The 17,751-nt window shown below is 42.4% G+C and carries 13 protein-coding genes; 7 read left to right on the top strand and 6 right to left on the bottom strand.

Annotation, left to right across the window (positions count from 1 at the left end):
* Positions 1-288 precede the first annotated feature (288 nt).
* The 5 genes from OQ289_RS01345 (at position 289) to OQ289_RS01365 (ending at position 7,583) form a co-directional block, all read left to right on the top strand.
* Positions 289-858 (top strand): RNA polymerase sigma-70 factor, encoded by a 570-nt coding sequence (locus OQ289_RS01345; protein ID WP_270089075.1) that lies wholly within the window; start codon positions 289-291, stop codon positions 856-858.
* Positions 859-916: 58 nt separating this feature from the next.
* Positions 917-1,849, top strand: coding sequence for a FecR domain-containing protein (locus OQ289_RS01350; RefSeq protein ID WP_270089076.1), 933 nt, complete (start codon positions 917-919; stop codon positions 1,847-1,849).
* 7 nt (positions 1,850-1,856) lie between these two features.
* Positions 1,857-5,201, top strand: coding sequence for a SusC/RagA family TonB-linked outer membrane protein (locus tag OQ289_RS01355; RefSeq protein ID WP_270089077.1), 3,345 nt, complete (start codon positions 1,857-1,859; stop codon positions 5,199-5,201).
* A 121-nt stretch (positions 5,202-5,322) separates the two neighbouring features.
* Positions 5,323-6,843 (top strand): SusD/RagB family nutrient-binding outer membrane lipoprotein, encoded by a 1,521-nt coding sequence (locus tag OQ289_RS01360; RefSeq protein ID WP_270089078.1) that lies wholly within the window; start codon positions 5,323-5,325, stop codon positions 6,841-6,843.
* Positions 6,844-7,151: 308 nt separating this feature from the next.
* Positions 7,152-7,583: a carbapenam-3-carboxylate synthase domain-containing protein gene (locus OQ289_RS01365; RefSeq protein ID WP_270089079.1), complete on the top strand. Its 432-nt coding sequence runs from the start codon at positions 7,152-7,154 to the stop codon at positions 7,581-7,583.
* A gap of 70 nt (positions 7,584-7,653) precedes the next feature.
* On the opposite strand, the gene OQ289_RS01370 is transcribed toward OQ289_RS01365, so the two are convergent.
* The 6 genes from OQ289_RS01370 to OQ289_RS01395 all read right to left on the bottom strand — a co-directional run bounded on the left by OQ289_RS01370 (position 7,654) and on the right by OQ289_RS01395 (position 14,422).
* On the bottom strand, positions 7,654-9,597 hold the full coding sequence (locus tag OQ289_RS01370; protein ID WP_270089080.1) for a sensor histidine kinase: 1,944 nt from the start codon (positions 9,595-9,597) through the stop codon (positions 7,654-7,656).
* Positions 9,598-9,700: 103 nt separating this feature from the next.
* Entirely contained in the window at positions 9,701-10,327 is a 627-nt protein-coding gene (locus OQ289_RS01375) for a response regulator transcription factor (RefSeq protein ID WP_270089081.1), read from the bottom strand.
* Between the two features lie 496 nt (positions 10,328-10,823).
* On the bottom strand, positions 10,824-11,417 hold the full coding sequence (locus tag OQ289_RS01380) for a methyltransferase domain-containing protein (RefSeq protein ID WP_270089082.1): 594 nt from the start codon (positions 11,415-11,417) through the stop codon (positions 10,824-10,826).
* A gap of 59 nt (positions 11,418-11,476) precedes the next feature.
* Complete coding sequence (locus OQ289_RS01385; protein ID WP_270089083.1) at positions 11,477-12,214, bottom strand: YoaK family protein; 738 nt, start codon at positions 12,212-12,214, stop codon at positions 11,477-11,479.
* Positions 12,215-12,645: 431 nt separating this feature from the next.
* Complete coding sequence (locus tag OQ289_RS01390) at positions 12,646-12,840, bottom strand: cold-shock protein (protein WP_270089084.1); 195 nt, start codon at positions 12,838-12,840, stop codon at positions 12,646-12,648.
* Positions 12,841-13,252: 412 nt separating this feature from the next.
* Complete coding sequence (locus tag OQ289_RS01395) at positions 13,253-14,422, bottom strand: DegT/DnrJ/EryC1/StrS family aminotransferase (protein ID WP_270089085.1); 1,170 nt, start codon at positions 14,420-14,422, stop codon at positions 13,253-13,255.
* A 1,345-nt stretch (positions 14,423-15,767) separates the two neighbouring features.
* Between OQ289_RS01395 and OQ289_RS01400 the strand changes: the two genes are divergently transcribed.
* Positions 15,768-16,364, top strand: a complete 597-nt coding sequence (locus OQ289_RS01400; RefSeq protein ID WP_270089086.1) for an RNA polymerase sigma factor — start codon at positions 15,768-15,770, stop codon at positions 16,362-16,364.
* Positions 16,365-16,552: 188 nt separating this feature from the next.
* Positions 16,553-17,737: a FecR family protein gene (locus OQ289_RS01405; protein ID WP_270089087.1), complete on the top strand. Its 1,185-nt coding sequence runs from the start codon at positions 16,553-16,555 to the stop codon at positions 17,735-17,737.
* The last annotated feature ends 14 nt before the right edge of the window (positions 17,738-17,751 follow it).

Genomic DNA, 17,751 nt, shown 5'->3' on the forward strand with positions numbered 1-17,751 from the left:
GCGAGCAATCACTCGCTACTTTTTTTTGCCTCCGGCTTATAGCCATCCCATCTCACCTGTCTCCCCTCCGTTACTGATCACTACTAGTCACTCCTTATTCCGTCACTGGATACTTAATATTAATTTAATATCTTGTATTTTTATTTCTGTCAAAATGTATCTAACATTGTGCATAGAAGCAAAATAAAAAATAATGAAATATCCTCCAGAGATAAGCAGATCAACACCCCTGAATGTTGTTTGGACTTGCTGTCTGGCGGATGACTTCATAGGTCAAATTATAAACACATGAAATTGAAAGGTCAACATATTAAAAAGGAGCGAACTGACCTGTTCAGGGAATTTTATTTGGAATATAAGGACAAGGTGTACAAGTATGCATGGATGCACCTGAAAGAAGAGGATCTTGCCCTCGATATCGTACAAGAGGTATTCGCTAGGATATGGGTGCGCTTTGATGAGCTTGACCATACGCAGAATATCAAAGCCTATCTTTACACGGCCGCTAGAAATGCCGTCTTTGACGAGTTGCGCAAAATCCAAGTCAAGGGCACATATGCCACTCTTGAAGGTGCGCGTCCCCCGCAAGTGGACAACTCCACCGATGAGAGTCTTGCCTTCAAGGACTTGGAAAAAGTCTACCAAAACGCGATACAACAATTGCCTACCGAGCGCCAACGTATATTCCTATTGAGTAAGATGGAGTATCTGAGCAATACCGAAATAGCAGACCAGCTAGGCATTTCAGTCAATACAGTACGCGATCAATTAGTAAAAGCCAATAAGTCTGTACGTACCTTTGTCCTGGCCCATTTTGATGTATCACTAGCTGTCTTAATTTTTTTAAGAATTTTATGACCCCCAATCGTCTTTCTGTCATCTTGGCCCGTATATCTATATAAGAGTGCCCTAAAAGATGAAAAGAGAACACACCAAAGCCTTACACCACAAATATGTGACGGGAGTGGCATCAGCGTCTGAACGTCAGATACTGAGAGAGCTACTTGTACATGCACCCGAGGACGAATTGCTGGATTTTGAAGAAGTCCTCAGTCTGGTCGAAGAGGACATCTGCATGGATGCCCCTACCTCTGAAGCGATTTATGCAGCTGTCATAGGTACAGCATATAAGACCAAGTCAGCGTCCATATCCCTATCCCTATGGTGGCGGTCCGTTGCTGCTGCTGTGGCCCTATTGATAATGCTATCCGCTTATTTTTTGTGGGGACGAGATACCCCCCCTACATTATATACCAATAATACAAGCTTTATAAAGGAGATCCTACTCGAGGATCACAGTACAGTATTACTCAAGCAGGGCAGTACGCTGCAAGTGATCTCCGATTTCAAGCGTGACACCATCCGTAGCGTTCGCTTAGTAGGCGAAGCCTTCTTTACCGTATCCAAAAATAAATCGAAACCCTTTGTCGTAGTCGATGAGCACCATTTTAATGTGAAGGTACTCGGCACCCAATTCAATCTCAAACTAAACAAAGCACAAGGTGTATTAGTGCTCAATACTGGTGCTGTAGAGGTGAGTCGAGGGCCACTCAAAGCCTCGGTACGTCCTGGTGAGCGGGTTGATTTTGACGATAGGCACCAGCAGTTTCGGATTGCACAGGTGGACACCGCAGCACATTCGGCCTGGAAATACAATTTGATATACTTTACAGCAGTTCCTCTTTCCAATATTGTCAATGAATTGAACGAAAACCATCCCGACCAATCTATCCGATTAGATAGTCGATATAGTGACCATCGCTTTTCCGGTTACTTGCCCCAGCAGGATTTAGACAAGACCATCAAACTGCTCAATACAGCCTATAACTATACCATAATAACCAAATAAAATTCATATGAAAAAAACCAATTACTATCTTAAACTTATGGGTAGCGTCTTGTGCTTGCAGCTCTGCATGCCACAAGTACATGCTGCCGACCCTCAGCAAAATCGCGAAATAGGGAGCGTGATTGCCAAGATTGAAAAGAGGCTCAATATCCGATTTGGGTACGATACAGGTATCGCCCATCTGAAGATAAAAGACGATGCCAATTTGGATAACCTCAAAAAGGAAAATCTGAGCGCATTCGTGAAGGACATATCCTATGACAAACTGGAAGTGAGTCAAGTCGATAAGATGTTGTTTGTCCTGTCCAAGAAAGGCGAGCCTAAGAATGTGGCAGTCAGGGAGACATCGCGAGTAGAGATTGCCCATGTTCAAAACACCATTCGGGGAGAGGTGGTCGATCAAGAAAGTAAAGCCAAGGTCGCTGGGGTCACCATTCGGGTCAAGGGGACGGACAAAGCGACCACCACTGACAGCAATGGCGCATTTGCACTGGAGGATGTAGGGACTGATGCCATCTTGGTGGTGTCTTCCTTAGGTTACCACACGATTGAGATACAGGCGAGTCAGGCAGCACACATAGAGTTGGCCAAATCATCCGAAGAGCTACAGGAAGTGGTGGTAACGGCCTTGGGTATCAAACGTGAGAAACGGGCTCTAGGCTATGCTGTGCAGGAGATCAAAGGCGAAGAACTGCAGCGGGTGAAAGGAGTAGATGTGGGGACTACACTCACAGGGCGTATTTCTGGTCTACGAGTCTTCAACAGTACCGAATTCAATAAGATGCCCACTATCACCTTGAGGGGTATGGATCCTATATTGGTCATTGATGGGGTGCTGTACGAAAATATGAATCTCAGGGATATACCCGTTGACAATATCGAGAATATCAACGTTTTGAAGGGAGCTACAGCCACCGCACTCTACGGAGCGCGTGGTGTCGGGGGCGCCATCATGGTGAGTACCAAGAAAGGGCTGCAGAGCAAAGGGACGGAGATATCCGTGAGTTCAAACAATATGTTCTTCTCTGGCTATTTGGCTCTGCCTACTGTACAGAGTTCTTACTCAGCGGGATACAGCGGCAAGTTTAATACCGATGACGAGGTATGGGGCGATAAGCTGGATATCGGCCGTCGATACAAACAGTGGAATCCCTTTACCAAGCAGCTTGAAGAGAGCGAATTGGTGTCTAAGGGTAAGAATAATTTTCAAAATTTCCTGGAGCCCGGTTTTATCAGCAACAATAGCGTAAGCTTTACCAACCAAGGAGAGAATGGAAGTATTACCACCTCCATCAGTCATGTGTACAATAAAGGGCAATATCCCAATACCAAATTGAACATGACCAATATATCGGTATCGGGTGAGACCAAGATTACTGACAAGCTTAATTTGGAAAGTCGATTCGGGTACAACCGTCGCAATACGCCCAATGATTTTGGAGCGGGATACAATGCGCAAGGATATATTTACAATATCTTAGTGTGGACAGGGCCTGAATACGATTTGACCCAATATAAAGACTATTGGATAATCAAGGATGAAAAGCAAAATTGGAACTACAATGCGTGGTATGACAATCCTTATCTATCAGCATATGAAAAAATCAGTGCCGAGTTAATCAATAAGATGAATGCGGCCATCACCCTTAATTATCAACTGACCGATTGGGGCAAATTGGTATTACGCTCTGGATACGACTATTACGGAAATACACAAGAGCAGACCAATCCAATGGGTATATACGGTACTAGAGGTGGGTTTTCAGGATATGACAACAGAGGGAAATATTGGACACGCAAGCAGGATGGCTTTTCGACCAACAATGATCTGATCTTTACGGCCAAGAAGACCTTTGGTGACTTTGGTATTGATGGGTTATTGGGAGGTGCTATATTCTACCGTCGGGACAATACTTTGACGGCCTCTACGGTCAATGGTCTTTCCATACCCGGGTTTTATTCGCTTCGCAATTCGGTCGGGCCGGTTTCTTCTGTAGAGGGTAAGGTCAAGGAAATGACCAACAGCATGTATGGGAGACTATCGGTGTCCTGGCGAAACATCATCTTTTTAGAAGCTACCGGGCGTAATGACTGGTCATCGACTCTCCCTCAGGAGCACCGCTCTTACTTCTATCCGTCTATATCTGGAAGTGTGATGGTATCCGATCTATTTGACAAGCCACAGTGGCTCAATATGTTGAAAGTCCGCGGTTCGCAGGCCGTGACCAAGCAGATATTGGATCCGTATGAAATCAATCAAACTTTTGCTGTGACGGCCAATGTGTGGGACGGGATGTCTACCGGCTCTTACTCTAATTCGATTAAGGACTTTTCAGTATCCCCAACACAGCGTGACCTGACCGAGATTGGTGTAGATTTCTCCGTTTTGAACAACAGATTATATGGAGACTATACCCGCTATTACCGTAAAGAGCATAACAGAATTCAAGATGCGACTATATCGGGTGCTACGGGCTTCACTTCGCGATTGATCAATATCAAAGAGGAGTATATGACCAAAGGTCATGAAATCACGATAGGGGGCACGCCCATAAAGCAGGAAAAATTTCAGTGGGATATATTGGGTAATCTTTCCCAAAATATCACGTATTACCACAAGTTGGATTCCGAGTATTCGGCAGATGCCCTGCATGTCAAAGTCGGCGAGCGTACCGATCATTATGTCACGCGTGATTGGGAGCGCACGCCTGATGGACAGATTGTACACAATGCTTCTGGAATGCCTATCAGTGCCGTTCACGAGGCGAGAAGAATCGGCTATACGGCCCCCAAATGGATTTGGGGATTGACCAATACCCTGCGTTACCATGATTTTAGCTTATCATTCAGTTTTGATGGGCGTGTCAAAGGTCTCTCTTATTCCAATATGAATGCGCGCCTGTGGCAGACAGGGGCCCATCCAGATTCAGATTCGCCCGAAAGATATGAAGAGGTGGTCAATGGCAATAAAACGTTTATCGGCCAAGGGGTGAAGATCGTGTCTGGCAATGTGACCTACGATAAGTATGGGCAGATCCTGACCGATACCCGTGAGTTTGCGCCCAACGATCAGACAGTCTCCTATGAGTCGTACTGGAAAAGAGCCTATTCAGGTACGCGCAACATTTGGGATGAGACATTTATCAAGTTGAGGGAAGTGTCACTGAGTTACTATCTCCCAGCCGAGGTCGCATCCAAATTCAAGGCTAAGCGAGCCAGCGTAGGGGTGACCGGTCAGAATCTATTTTTGTGGACCAAAGAATATCGTTTCTCTGACCCAGATACAGGTTCAGAGGACCTCAATTCACCTTCGATGCGCTACATTGGGTTCAACCTGAATGTCAGTTTTTAACGTACCGGAGAGATTTAATCACGTATAGAGATGAAAAAAATCACGATGTCAAGAATACTTAGCACCAGTTAATTATTCCTTACTCGAGATCTGATCAACAATTGACAAAAGCAATACACAGATGAAAAAACTAAAATATATCTTATTTGGACTCGTGATAGCAGGTTCATCCTGTTCCAAATTTGACGAAATCAATACCAATCCTGAGGCTACTAAAAAGGTGACCTCGGCCATGATTGCCACGCGTATCATTATTAATATCGCCAATCAACCCACGCAGAAAGGTTTCTTACAGCCTTATATGCTCAATAAGAATATCGTATGGACGGAGTTTGTCGAGTCTTACCAGTATAATGGCTTTGGATCGACAGGGTTAAGCTTTACTTCTATCAACGACGCTCACTTTATGGCGCAATTCGCAGGCACCGAGAAGTTAGCGAAATCGTACGATGGGTTGATGTACTTTGCCCGGGCGGTCAAATTCTTCGAATCCACTATGGATTTGGGCGATATCCCCTACCAAGATGCCTTAAAGGGTGAGACGGATAAAAATTACTTTCCTAAGTACGATACCCAAAAAGATGTATTTATCGGTGTTTTGGCCGAATTGGAGCGAGCAGACCAACTGTTTGCAGAAGGAGAGAAGTTTGCCGGTGATCCTATGTATGGTGGTGATCCTGTAAAATGGCGCAAGTTGGTCAACAGCTTTGCGCTCCATGTGCTGATCCAATTGAGCAAAAAAGAAAGCGACAGCGACCTGCAGATCAAAAGCAAGTTTCAACAAATCCTCGCCAATAAGCCCATTTTTACTTCCAATGCCGACAATTACCAGCTGATTCGTTCGGATAAAAGTGGGCAGATATATCCTTTTTATAAGGTCGGTAATAACTTTACGATCTATCCCATCATGTCTACGGAGATCATCGACAGGTTGAAGACCTTGCAAGATCGGCGATTGTTCTATTATGCAGCACCTTCTCCTGTCAAGCTAGAAGGGGGGATGTCACAACAGGAGTTTGGTGCTTATGTAGGTATCGATCCATCGTTGGTTTATGACAATATCACAGCCATAAAAAGTACCCGAGACTACTCCAAGCTCAATGATCGCTACACCGAGATAGCCACTGGCGAGCCTACGCAGCAACTGTCCTATTCGCAGCTCTGCTTTATTGTCGCCGAAGCTGCTACTAGGGGTTGGATAGCCGATCCAGCCGTAGATTGGTATAAAAAAGGAGTTGAGGCGTCCATGAAATTCATTTACGATAATACACCCAATGCAGCCCAGTTTCATCACGACATGCCTTTGGATGCGACCTATATTTCGACCTACGTCACGGGGTTGGGTGCGGCATTTCCTGTGGCTCCCGAAGCACGTATCGAAGCCATCATTACCCAGAAGTATTTGGCGAGCTTTCTACAGTCGGAATTTTATACTTACTATGACTACCGTCGTACGGGCTATCCTAAGTGGAAGATCAATTCGGCAAGTAGCCTCAACTCTGAGGCTCCCGATAGGATTCCAGTCCGTTGGAAATACCCATCTAGCGAATTTAATTACAACACGGAGAATGTAGATGCTGCCGTCGCCCGACAATATGACGGCGTGGATGACATCAACAAGCTCATGTGGATATTGAAATAAGGTATTCCTAGCGTCAGCTAGGTAACCACCTACCCCCAAGAAGGATTTTGCTTCTTGGGGGTATTTTTTTATCCACTTATCTACGGATTAGATAGTAGGAGTAGGTGTTAAGTCACTGATTTACTTCGTCACCACGGGCTTGGCCCGGCGTCTACACTACAATCTACTCTTGTTGCCATTTATATGGTATTCCATATGTAGTTGGTAGCAAATTTTTGCTATTTGATCCGTTGGGTGTGGATTTTTTGATAAAAAGAATATCATTTGCACTAAATCGAAATATCCTGAATTGAAACTTTTGGATACCTATGGAAATATTGGAAAAACAAGATACATCACTCGCGAAATCAATATATGTAAATGAAGTGGGGCCCGATGTCCAACTTTTAAATGGAAAGCCAATGGATTGTTATTTTAGTATCTTATTGAAGATAGAAAATTTAAATCTTGCGAAGGATGAAATAGGTAATCAGTATGTGATTCGTATTTTAGGAAGGGGAGACAATCTTCTTTTCATAGAAAATAAAAAAGGTCTGATTTGTACTATTGATGAGGCCCATGGCATTATCTATGGTAAGTCTATCAAAAAATGGTACAATACTGATGAGGTCTTGAGTATTGATGAAAGGAGAAGAGCTGTTGGTTTGATAGAAAAATATTATGGAGAGTTTTATAACCCCAAAGTTATTATGGATGAGGATGACAACCCTAACCAGAGCAATTGGCTGAAAGAAGGATAAGGGATACCACTTAAATTATAAAATGCTTATTTTCAATTTAGGTAGTATCTTTTGTTGTGCAGATGTTTATTTAAACATTACTTTGCCTTTCTACGGGAAATATGCAGGTGATCAATGTCCCCTCTTCAGATGATTTTATCTCCAGCTTACCATCCATTTCTTTAATTCTAGTAAACATATTCTGGAGCCCTAATCCTCTTTTTTGTGCTTTCTTCATTCCTTCACCATTATCTTGGACTTCAAGGATTAAATCTGTCTGTTCGTGGTACATGAGTACCGATACCGCTGTAGCTTTGGCATGTTTCAATATGTTTGCAAAGCTTTCCTGTACGATGCGGATTAGGTAACTCCGAAATTCGAATGATGTCCCATCTAGCGCACCCTCGTCAATGATAACGTTATAAACGTAGACTGCATTTGGGAATGCTGCTTTTGCAAGGTCCATCACATGCTGCCTGAAGCGGCTCTCGTCAACAATGTTGGCCTTATCGTACAGCGTATGACTACGCCCTCGCACTTCCGCATACACTTGTTCGGTCATCTGCTTTAGTTGTTGTAGATTCTCCTGAAAATCTCCCTTTAATGAATTGGCTTGTATTTCCAATCTATTCTTTAGGCTGGCTAGGGTACCCGAAAGGCCATCATGTAGCTCGCGAGACAGCCGGTGTTGTTCATCCCGTTTCGCTTGGTCACGAGCCTCTTCCATAAGTGCAATTTGTATATTTGCGGTGTCATTGAGCGCGGAGATGATTTGCTGGGCTTTTTTGTGCCTTTTTTGCATGAGCAAGTATATGCTAAGTATGGCCGCTACCGCTAAGCCAGAAATACCGATCAGCCAAATGGTCCGTTGCTGTTTCGCCTTCTCCGCCCTCTCCAGTGCAATTTGATTGTGCTCGGCCTCTGTATGGGCGTAGAGTAGCGTATCCATTTCGACGGTCACGTCAGCCTCCGATTGTTGATAAAGCGTTATGGCCTCGTGGAGTAGATTATAAGATTCTTTATAATTGCCCCTTATCGCTTGTACATCCCCTTTATATGCAGCGATATGAGCTTTTTGCTTATTGCTGGACGTAGGATATTTTTCCATCTCTTTGATGTAAAAGCTTAGGCTATCCGCATTGCGAGTTTGTAAGAAATAGTGTAGCCGCCACTTAAAAAGGCTGCCGTCCACATACACGGTATTTATATCTTTATATGTCGTCTTTAATCCCTCTAGTTTTTTCAATAACACTCCTATTTTATTATTGTCCTTTTCATGTACCGCCTTAGCGATCGGTATGCTGATCAGAAATAAGTCGGTATTGAGCAACATTTGCCTCGATACACTGTCTTTCCTTTTCAACTCTTCGCCGATTTGGTTTGCGAGCTGTGCTGCCTCCTCTGCTTTACGCTTATCATCCTTCTTAAGATATGCAGTGACGGTTGGGTGTAGTATATATATAGCATCCATGCCGCTACTGTTCTTAACTTTGTTGTTCTTAAGTAAGGAAGGCAGCTGTCGGATGTATTTTTCTTCCTTTTCGTAAGCTTGGACAATCTTATCAAATAACCCCTGGCCCATGTAAATATCGAATTTTTGCAACATTTCGATGAGCGGGTGTGCATCACCATTGGCTCGAGCTTGTTCGCTCATCTTCTCAGCGTAGTAGATAGAAGCCCCATCTTTACCGAACATTCGAGCGTTGTTCATGAATTTCTGGTAGTAGCTGATACGGTTGGATTTAAAATGCTCATCGTCCCACGCGATCGATTCGTATAGGGCGAGGTAGTCAGAAAGATCTCTTGTCTCAAAGTATACACCTTGTTCTAGAAAAGCACTAGCAAGCGAATCTACCTGTCTTAAGTAGGACTCTTTTGAAAGCTGCTTCTCCTGATAAGCTTTAGCCAGTTTCTCATATTCTATTTTGATTTGACTTGCAGATGGGGCTTGAGCAAAGGCCTGTCGGAAGCCGAGTATAAAAGAAGATGATATCAATACAAGTAATAGGGTTCTTTTTAACGAAATCGAAATCATAAATATAATCAAAGAAAGGTTTAAAAGGTATGGGGGTTGATTTACCTTATCAGGTACAGCCGCCAATTCCGCATAGCGACATGATGTTCATATCATAAAAAAATCAGACCAACTTGCATTGGTTAACATAGTTCAATAATTGGTTAATCGAAGTGCACTTGGCTTTCGCCATCATATTTCGACGATGAGCCACAATGGTATGCCGACTCAAGAATGTCTTTTCTGCGGTCTCAGCTATCGTATGGCCCGACACGAAAAACCGGAGTATTTCGAGCTCACGTGCCGTGAAACTAACAAGGCGAATATCTTGATTTGCACTTTTTAGCGCTTGAAAAAAGGGGCATAGATAGCGTTCACCCTTGTCGATGATTTGCATGCATTCCAAAAGAACATCTAGGCCGCTGGTTTTGCTGACGATGGCGTCTGGAAAATGGCTTTCGATATTGTACACTACTTGCCAATTGCTGACACTGGTCAAAAAAATAATCTTAGATAATTTGTTGAGGCGCCGAACATCACCTAATACAGCCAGACCATTGGTGTCTTTGAGGTAGTAATCCAAAAAGATAAAAAACTTTTGTCTGGTATGTTGACTTAAAAAACGAATCAACTCCGATATACCCTGAAATGTATATACCGTCTCGACCTCGGTATATTTTTCCAATAATACGGCGAAGGACTCACCAAACAGTTGGTGGTCATCTAAAATAAGGACACATTTTTGATTCATGTAGTTTTTAAACTAGACTCTATGTTGAAAAGGTTGTAAACAAAGGTAAATATTCTAAGGATGTGATGCACGGCTTTTTTTGTAGGTAAATCTTGGTAAAATCATGGAATAACATAGCAAATTTTTGCTATTGCAAGGCCTCGTATTATATTATTACTATTATTAAGAACTCTGATGCTACCGGGAGGAAGCACAGAGTTGTTAACTATGAAAGGCCAACTGGGGGTTGACCAAAAAGAAAAAATTGCCTTCGCTACTTTGTTATCCAATATTTATTCACCTCTTGGCTAATTTGGGATATACTTAGTACAAAGTAACTATTGTCAAATTCTAAAATGCCATAAGCATCTTTAAATAGCTAATATTTGTCATGTGCCAATTTGATTTTCACTAATTTATGCTAGTGGTGTTGAGGCTGATAGAAGCATTTCCAAGCGTTCTTTGAGGATTGTGAGGTATATTATGCATGGAGTTAGATTGACAAACAGTATTTTCTTTAACTTTTTCTCCAAAAGTTAAGTAGCCCATGGTAGGCCGTTGCGTCTAGGTGAAAGCTACCTGGAATTTCATCCTCGCCGCTCCAGTAGGTTACTACCCGTGTGCCCACAGGTGTCTGTTCGAGTTGGCTCTTTACATAGTCTGTATAAGAGTAGAATAAGTCTTTGTGGGCTGGTATCAACTCGTCAATCGGGCATGAAGTATCTATATTCTCGTAGAATGAATTGTAAAAATAGAATGCATCGTAGTCCGAAAAGTCGATTTGATCGATATTTGCATGGATGAATTCTACATTTTCGATGCGGTGTCTTTCTGCTATGTCGGTCGACAGTTTCGTAAGAGCTTCCCGTTGTTCCACTCCATAAAAAATCCCATCCGTGCATGAGGCCCCCACAAGACAAAATTTACCCGCTCCAGCCCCGATGTCAAGTACTTTTTTATAGGGTTCTTCAGCCAAATATTGAGCGGCCATCTTGGCTACTGCCACTGGTGTCCAATGGCGTTGTGCTAATTTCTGGATGTGGAGCGGATAGAGTTCGTTAAATATGCTATCTCTTACATCTATGTTCAGTCTCAATGCTTTGAAAATCATCTATTTGGTGTGCTTTTGTTTTATGTTAAAATGAGGTTATGCAATGAAGGAGCGTTGTTTTAGTGTAAGCCGCTTCTGAGTTTTCGTCTCCATGTATAATATCTGAATAGCAATCTATCATACCACAGTGTAAATAGTAGTAATCCCACTGGAAACAAAAGTGTCTTTAATTCCAGATAAGGAAAGGCAAATCCTCCCACTATACCCCCTGCGAAAAAACAAAAGATAATAGCTAGTTTGAGATAGATGCTTTTGTTAAGTTTTATCCTATCAGAGCGGTCTCTAAAAAAGAATATACGAGAAATGTCGATTCCGAGGTCTGTAAACAATCCTGTGAGATGAGTTGTTCTTACAACCGATTGCGATACACGGGTTACCAAAGCATTTTGTAGGCCCATTGCAAAAAGCAGGGCCGAAGATAAAAGAATAGCATATTGAAAATCTTTCGTCAGTAAGAATCCTGAGAAGGCAACGGCAGACAATATAATGATTTCGATAGCGATGGGGATCATGTAAGGTGCCTGTGATGTATACTTGGATACCCATTCCATGATGAGGCTGGAAATAAATGCCCCAAGCAAAAAAAACAAAATATAGAATAGATACGCAAAAGCCATTTTATAATCTTTCAAAACGAGTTCTTCAGCGAAAAAGGCGAAATGACCCGTTACATTCGTTGTCAAAGTATGCAGTTCCAATACACTTGTAATATTGACAATACCCGCTACGCCTGACAAAATGGAAGCTAATTTGAGATTGTGGGAATAGGTTCGACCTTTTCCTCTATGTCTGAACATATTTGAATCCTTTAATTACAAATTTACCAAATAGGGCTTACTTTATCACTTTTCGTAGATATACAGTCCATGCCCACATGGTTTAGTTTACGATGTTAACAAATAAAATGCAGACTTTCCAATTGGTCCTTTTTTGGAGGTAAAGCAATCGCATTAAAAAGCAGAAGCCATATGCTTTCCAATTGGCTTGCGGTTAGTGCATTACTTATCTTAAAAGAAGATAATCGGCGCCAAGCAGCTTCGTTATAGTGTAGTCTTTGGAAGAGAATACGAATCTCTGTCTGTCCATATTTATAGCTACTAAGATGAGGGGATACATGCGGACCTATTCACAAATCTTCAATTGGCCCCATAAGAAGGGCAAAAAAAAATAGTGTAACGGCTTTCAGTTACACTATTTTATCACAAACGATTAAGAGGCGTTTATTGTTTTAGTATGCTACGCGTACATTAGTTGCATTAACGCCTTTTCTGCCGTTTTCTAAATCATATGTTACGCTATCGTTTTCGCGTATATCATTTACTAAACCTGTTGAATGTACGAATACATCTTCTCCACCGTTTGACGGAGTAATAAAACCAAATCCTTTGGTTTCGTTAAAGAATTTTACTGTTCCTTCTTGCATTGTATTATTGTATTTGTTATTAATTATTTATTTCTATTTGAGGCATTGCCACTTATGCTATGAGTGTCTCATAACAACTTAAATCAATCTGTTTGTTCGCAAGAAAATGATGTTGGTAATTTAAAGCCCTTGAAGTGATTCAAGTGTCGAAAAGATACTGCACCCGTTATTTGGTAACAAAAATTAGCAGCTGGATATGCAAGGGATGAGAAAGGAGAGTCAACTTTACAAGCTCAAAAATTGCTTAGGCAGAGCCTGATTATAAGGCAAATATAGGTATAATATGTTAAAGTAGAGTAAATTTGTTTAGACGGGTCATTATATTCAGGGGTTAAGGACTACGGACTCGTCATTATGTCCCCGACCATTCGTCACTTGTCACTCTTTACCGGTCACTTTCAAATTGATTATCTTACGCTTTAAAGGAATTTAATAATTGTGTTAGCCTATTTCTGTCTTTTGTCGACATGGCAGGGTATACCGGTAGATACACAAGATTTTCAAGAGTCAGGTCATCTTGGGCAGGAATGTAGTCCCATCCTGGTTGTTTGATGAGGCTGGAAGCCTTTTGGGAAGCATCAAAGCCGTTGATTAGCAGATAATGGATTAGACCATTGGGGTCTTGGGTTTCAATGGGCAAGACCCAGTGGGTATGCCTTTTGTTTAGCGTGCCGATTTTATAATGATCTGGAATATTTTGTAGAATGTCATTCGCCAACTGTATTCTAGCATCAATATCATCTTGCTTAAAGCGGAGCATCTTATGTTGTAACAGCTTTTTATTTGCAAGACTAGGACGATAGCGGATTTGTCTAAGAAGCTGATCATTGGGGAATCCCTTGGTCAGGCTAGCCAGTACGTTATCAAAATCCTTTCCACTAGCATTTATAAGCTTATAGAATACCGTATAGATAATTTTGGTGGTGAGCACTTTGATCGATATGACTTTAAGTAATTTATGTAGAAATTCCCTGGTTCGTTGTTCGGGATATTGTCCATTTTTAGATAACACATCAGCGTACAATATAGGGTCTTTTATTTTTACTATTGCTCCACGGACAGCGGTGTTGGTTTTTATGAGCCCAAAGCTAAACATGCTAACATCCGTTGCCGGACTGCCTTCATATAGATTGCCGGCATACGCCTGGGCACAATCTTCAAATACAAATATATTGTGTTTTTGGGCTATCGCATTTACTTCATCAGTGTCCATAATCGCGCCAAAAAGGTGGGTGATCAATATCGCTTTTGTTGTTGAGGTTATAGCAGATTCCAACTGCTCAGCCGAAATGCTTAGCGTATTTTTATTTACAGGTAGTGGAATGGGTACCAGATGATGAGCAGTCATGATTTTGAACATATCTGGAATGTTGATATCTGTCACCAAAATTTCAGATCCTGCTGGAAAATTCAGTGAGGTTAAAACCAAATCGAAAGCCGTGCGCACCGAAAGGCAGGTCAGTGTCTTGCCATTTTGATATTCAAAGTCTGTTTTTTGAGCTTGTAAGCCATCCGTAAAGCAATAAAAAATTCCAGTCAACAACTCGCTATTGCTGATGTATAGTTGTCCTCTAGGTATCATCTCTACAAGGCCTATTTAGTTATGTTCGTTTTAAGGTCAAGTTGCGCGGAAGCAATACCGACCAATGTGCTACTTGCTGATAAATATAGCGGTTTTTATTAGATATCATTTTTTTCAACCGGTTCGGTGATTGTTGTATCCAGATATCGCATAGCAGCACGTCACTCCGGGCTTGGTCCGGAGTCTGTTGGTTAATTGCACTTTAGGGAGGTTTCTCCTTCGCTACCCGCTTGTGACTCATTATTTTCAGGAGTTAGGTCATAGGAGCTAGAAATCAGGGATTGGAGACTAGTCATTATGTCTAAGCCATTTCTGCCACTAGCCATTTCTCACCGTTAACTAATTCCACTCCACATAACAGCACGTCACTCCGGGCCTGGTCCGGAGTCTGTTGGTTAATTGCACTTTAGGAAGGTTCCCCCTTTGCTGCCCACTACGTTACTCGTTATTATTCAGGAGTTAGAGATTAGGGGCCTAGACTCCACATAGAAGCACGTCACTCCGGGCTTGGTCCGGAGTCTGTTGGTTAATTGCACTTTAGGGTGGTTCCTCCTTTGGTGCCAATTCGTTACTCGTTTTATTCAGGAGTTAGAGATTAGGGGCCTAGACTCCACATAACAGCACGTCACTCCGGGCTAGGTCCGGAGTCTGTAGGTTAATTGCACTTTAGGGTGGTTCCTCCTTTGGTGCCAATTCGTTACTCGTTATTATTCAGGAGTTAGAGATTAGCGGCCTAGACTCTACATAACAGCACGTCACTCCGGGCCTGGTCCGGAGTCTGTAGGTTAATTGCACTTTAGGGTGGTTCCTCCTTTGGTGCCAATTCGTTACTCGTTTTATTCAGGAGTTAGAGATTAGGGGCTAGACCTTACATAACACCACGTCACTCCGGGCCTGGTCCGGAGTCTGTAGGTTAATTGCACTTTAGGAAGGCTCCTCCTTCGCTGTTCACCAATTGCGAGTTACTACGTCACTCGTTATTGCCCTAGAACAATTTCGTTAAGTGTTGAAGAAAGATGGACATGTATTTCCCCTCTGAAAAAATGGACCTTTTACGATGACTCCATTCCGCTAATTTATTATTTAAGGGGCGTCGGGTCAGCAGTATTGTGTTTAGTTGTTAATAATCAAAACCTCAAACGAGCTCAAGAGCCAAGTCAAAATACAAGGATGACAAAAGCGATGATTTTTTCCACAATATCAGTTGGAGAGGCGAGCTCAAATACTAATTTCTGCTCCTACTTAACTGTATAATTTTTGCTCACAAGAGATTAATAATATATCATTGATTGTTGCAAAGGCGCTTTATTATTCTCATTTTAGCCGTACCCAATTGACTAAATGCATGGATGCACCCGAACAAAATGATGAGAGAAACTTGCTTTTACAGTTACGTGCTGGAAGTTATGAAGCCTTTGAGCGTGTATACGATCGGTACAAAGGTCCACTCATGGGTAATTTGTTGAAACTGCTCAAATCACCAGATCTAGCTTCGGAGATGTTGCAGGAACTTTTCACTAAACTGTGGAATCATCGTGCTAGCATAGATGTTGAGCGACCTATCAAGGGCTATCTATTTCGTATCGCCGAAAATCTGGTTACCGATATGTTTCGTCGAGCAGCCCGTGACAAAGAAATGCGTAACTACTTCATGGCTCATATGCATGAAGCTTATGACCACATTGAATCCCACCTTTTTTCCCAGGAATATCGTCATATCCTCCAACAGGCCATCTACCAGCTACCTCCGCAACGTCAACAGGTATTCCGGCTCTGCAAGCTTGAAGAGAAGAGTTATCAAGAGGTAAGCGAACTGCTTGGCATTTCACAGGCCGCTGTCAACGACCATATTACCAAAGCGAATACTTTCCTTAAAGAATATTTTACGACTCGTCCAGCACTTTCTATCGTACTTGTCGCTGCGCTTTTGTCCGGTATTTAAGTGCCCATCACACTCTTTGCTAAGTAAGTATCTTAGTGGTGTCGGTTAGGTATTCATTATCAGTGCGGGGTAATTATTTTAAAAAAATAAATTCCTGTTTTACAGTTGTTTATAATTATTTTTATTTTTTTCACTTTGAGCAGCTATTGATATTTCACATTCGAGCGTATTGGCTATAAAAGTAAATTGTGAAAACATACCAGTATATCCACGATCTTTATTATAAGTTTTTAGCTAACCAGATTTCGTCTTATGAACTTCAAGAATTATTTGAATGTCTCGACGATCCTCATGATGAGCAATTGCTTAAGCAACTTATTCAAAATACCTTTTCTGACCCTCACGCTACCGACTATAACCAAGAAGTGGAACTTTTAATGGATGATGTTAAGCATCGCTTACGTGCCAAGTTACAGCCAGCCCCCAAGAAGAGGTCTTATCGTAAACTTTATGTTGCTACTGCTGCGGCTGTGGCCCTTGTCACTATCGGTATTACATTCTATTTCCAAATACAGCGTAGCTCCACCCAGATTCAGGATACTTCTATTACACGGCTGCACCCGGACATACAGCCCGGCGGCAATAAGGCCGTCTTGACTCTTTCCAATGGCAAACGTATTCAGCTCGACGATAGTCGTACCGCTCGATACACCGAAGCCGGAGTCACCATCAGGCAAGATAAGGATGGGTCCATAGCCTACGCAATACAAGAATCACAAGATGTGCATACTCCCGGGATCAATGCCGTCGAAGTGCCCAAAGGCGGCCAGTACAAGGTCACTCTCCCCGATGGTACCAAGGTCTGGTTGAATGCAGCCTCCTCCTTGCGATATCCTACCCAGTTTATTGGAGATTTGAGAGAAGTAGAATTGACCGGAGAGGGATACTTTGATGTGACCGCTGACAAGTCCATGCCATTTGTCGTGAAAAGTCGTGGGCAGTTTGTTAAAGTGCTAGGGACTGAATTTAATATCAATGCTTACGAAAATGAAGCACTAGTCTCGACCACCTTGATCGAGGGTAAGGTACACGTCTCTCGAGCTGCGAATAGGGGCGATGTCAGAGAATTGCATCCTGGTCAACAAGCGGTAATGAGTAGCGGTCGTATTGACATAAAGAACGTAAATGTTTCCTATTACACGGGCTGGAAGGACGGTAAGTTTATTGTCAACCGAGAGAAACTTACTGTGGTGTTACGGCAGATAGAGCGTTGGTATGATGTCTCTTTTGAATATGACAAGAATATTCCAGATGTACCACTGTGGGGTACGTTATCGCGTGGAGTTTTGTTGTCAGAATTACTACAAGCGTTGGAAGCTAATACAGGTTATCATTTCAGACAAGAAGGGAGAAAGGTAATTATGAGTCAATAATTCGCTGTCTGCCC

The organism is Sphingobacterium sp. SYP-B4668, from assembly GCF_027627455.1.
In the GTDB taxonomy this organism is placed as follows: domain Bacteria; phylum Bacteroidota; class Bacteroidia; order Sphingobacteriales; family Sphingobacteriaceae; genus Sphingobacterium.

Bases quoted from the DNA above. Each gene is read 5' to 3' on its own strand.
- OQ289_RS01345 (WP_270089075.1), top strand. From the start codon at position 289: ATGAAATTGAAAGGTCAACATATTAAAAAGGAGCGAACTGACCTGTTC.
- OQ289_RS01350 (WP_270089076.1), top strand. From the start codon at position 917: ATGAAAAGAGAACACACCAAAGCCTTACACCACAAATATGTGACGGGA.
- OQ289_RS01355 (WP_270089077.1), top strand. From the start codon at position 1,857: ATGAAAAAAACCAATTACTATCTTAAACTTATGGGTAGCGTCTTGTGC.
- OQ289_RS01360 (WP_270089078.1), top strand. From the start codon at position 5,323: ATGAAAAAACTAAAATATATCTTATTTGGACTCGTGATAGCAGGTTCA.
- OQ289_RS01365 (WP_270089079.1), top strand. From the start codon at position 7,152: ATGGAAATATTGGAAAAACAAGATACATCACTCGCGAAATCAATATAT.
- OQ289_RS01370 (WP_270089080.1), bottom strand. From the start codon at position 9,597: ATGATTTCGATTTCGTTAAAAAGAACCCTATTACTTGTATTGATATCA.
- OQ289_RS01375 (WP_270089081.1), bottom strand. From the start codon at position 10,327: ATGAATCAAAAATGTGTCCTTATTTTAGATGACCACCAACTGTTTGGT.
- OQ289_RS01380 (WP_270089082.1), bottom strand. From the start codon at position 11,417: ATGATTTTCAAAGCATTGAGACTGAACATAGATGTAAGAGATAGCATA.
- OQ289_RS01385 (WP_270089083.1), bottom strand. From the start codon at position 12,214: ATGTTCAGACATAGAGGAAAAGGTCGAACCTATTCCCACAATCTCAAA.
- OQ289_RS01390 (WP_270089084.1), bottom strand. From the start codon at position 12,840: ATGCAAGAAGGAACAGTAAAATTCTTTAACGAAACCAAAGGATTTGGT.
- OQ289_RS01395 (WP_270089085.1), bottom strand. From the start codon at position 14,422: ATGATACCTAGAGGACAACTATACATCAGCAATAGCGAGTTGTTGACT.
- OQ289_RS01400 (WP_270089086.1), top strand. From the start codon at position 15,768: ATGGATGCACCCGAACAAAATGATGAGAGAAACTTGCTTTTACAGTTA.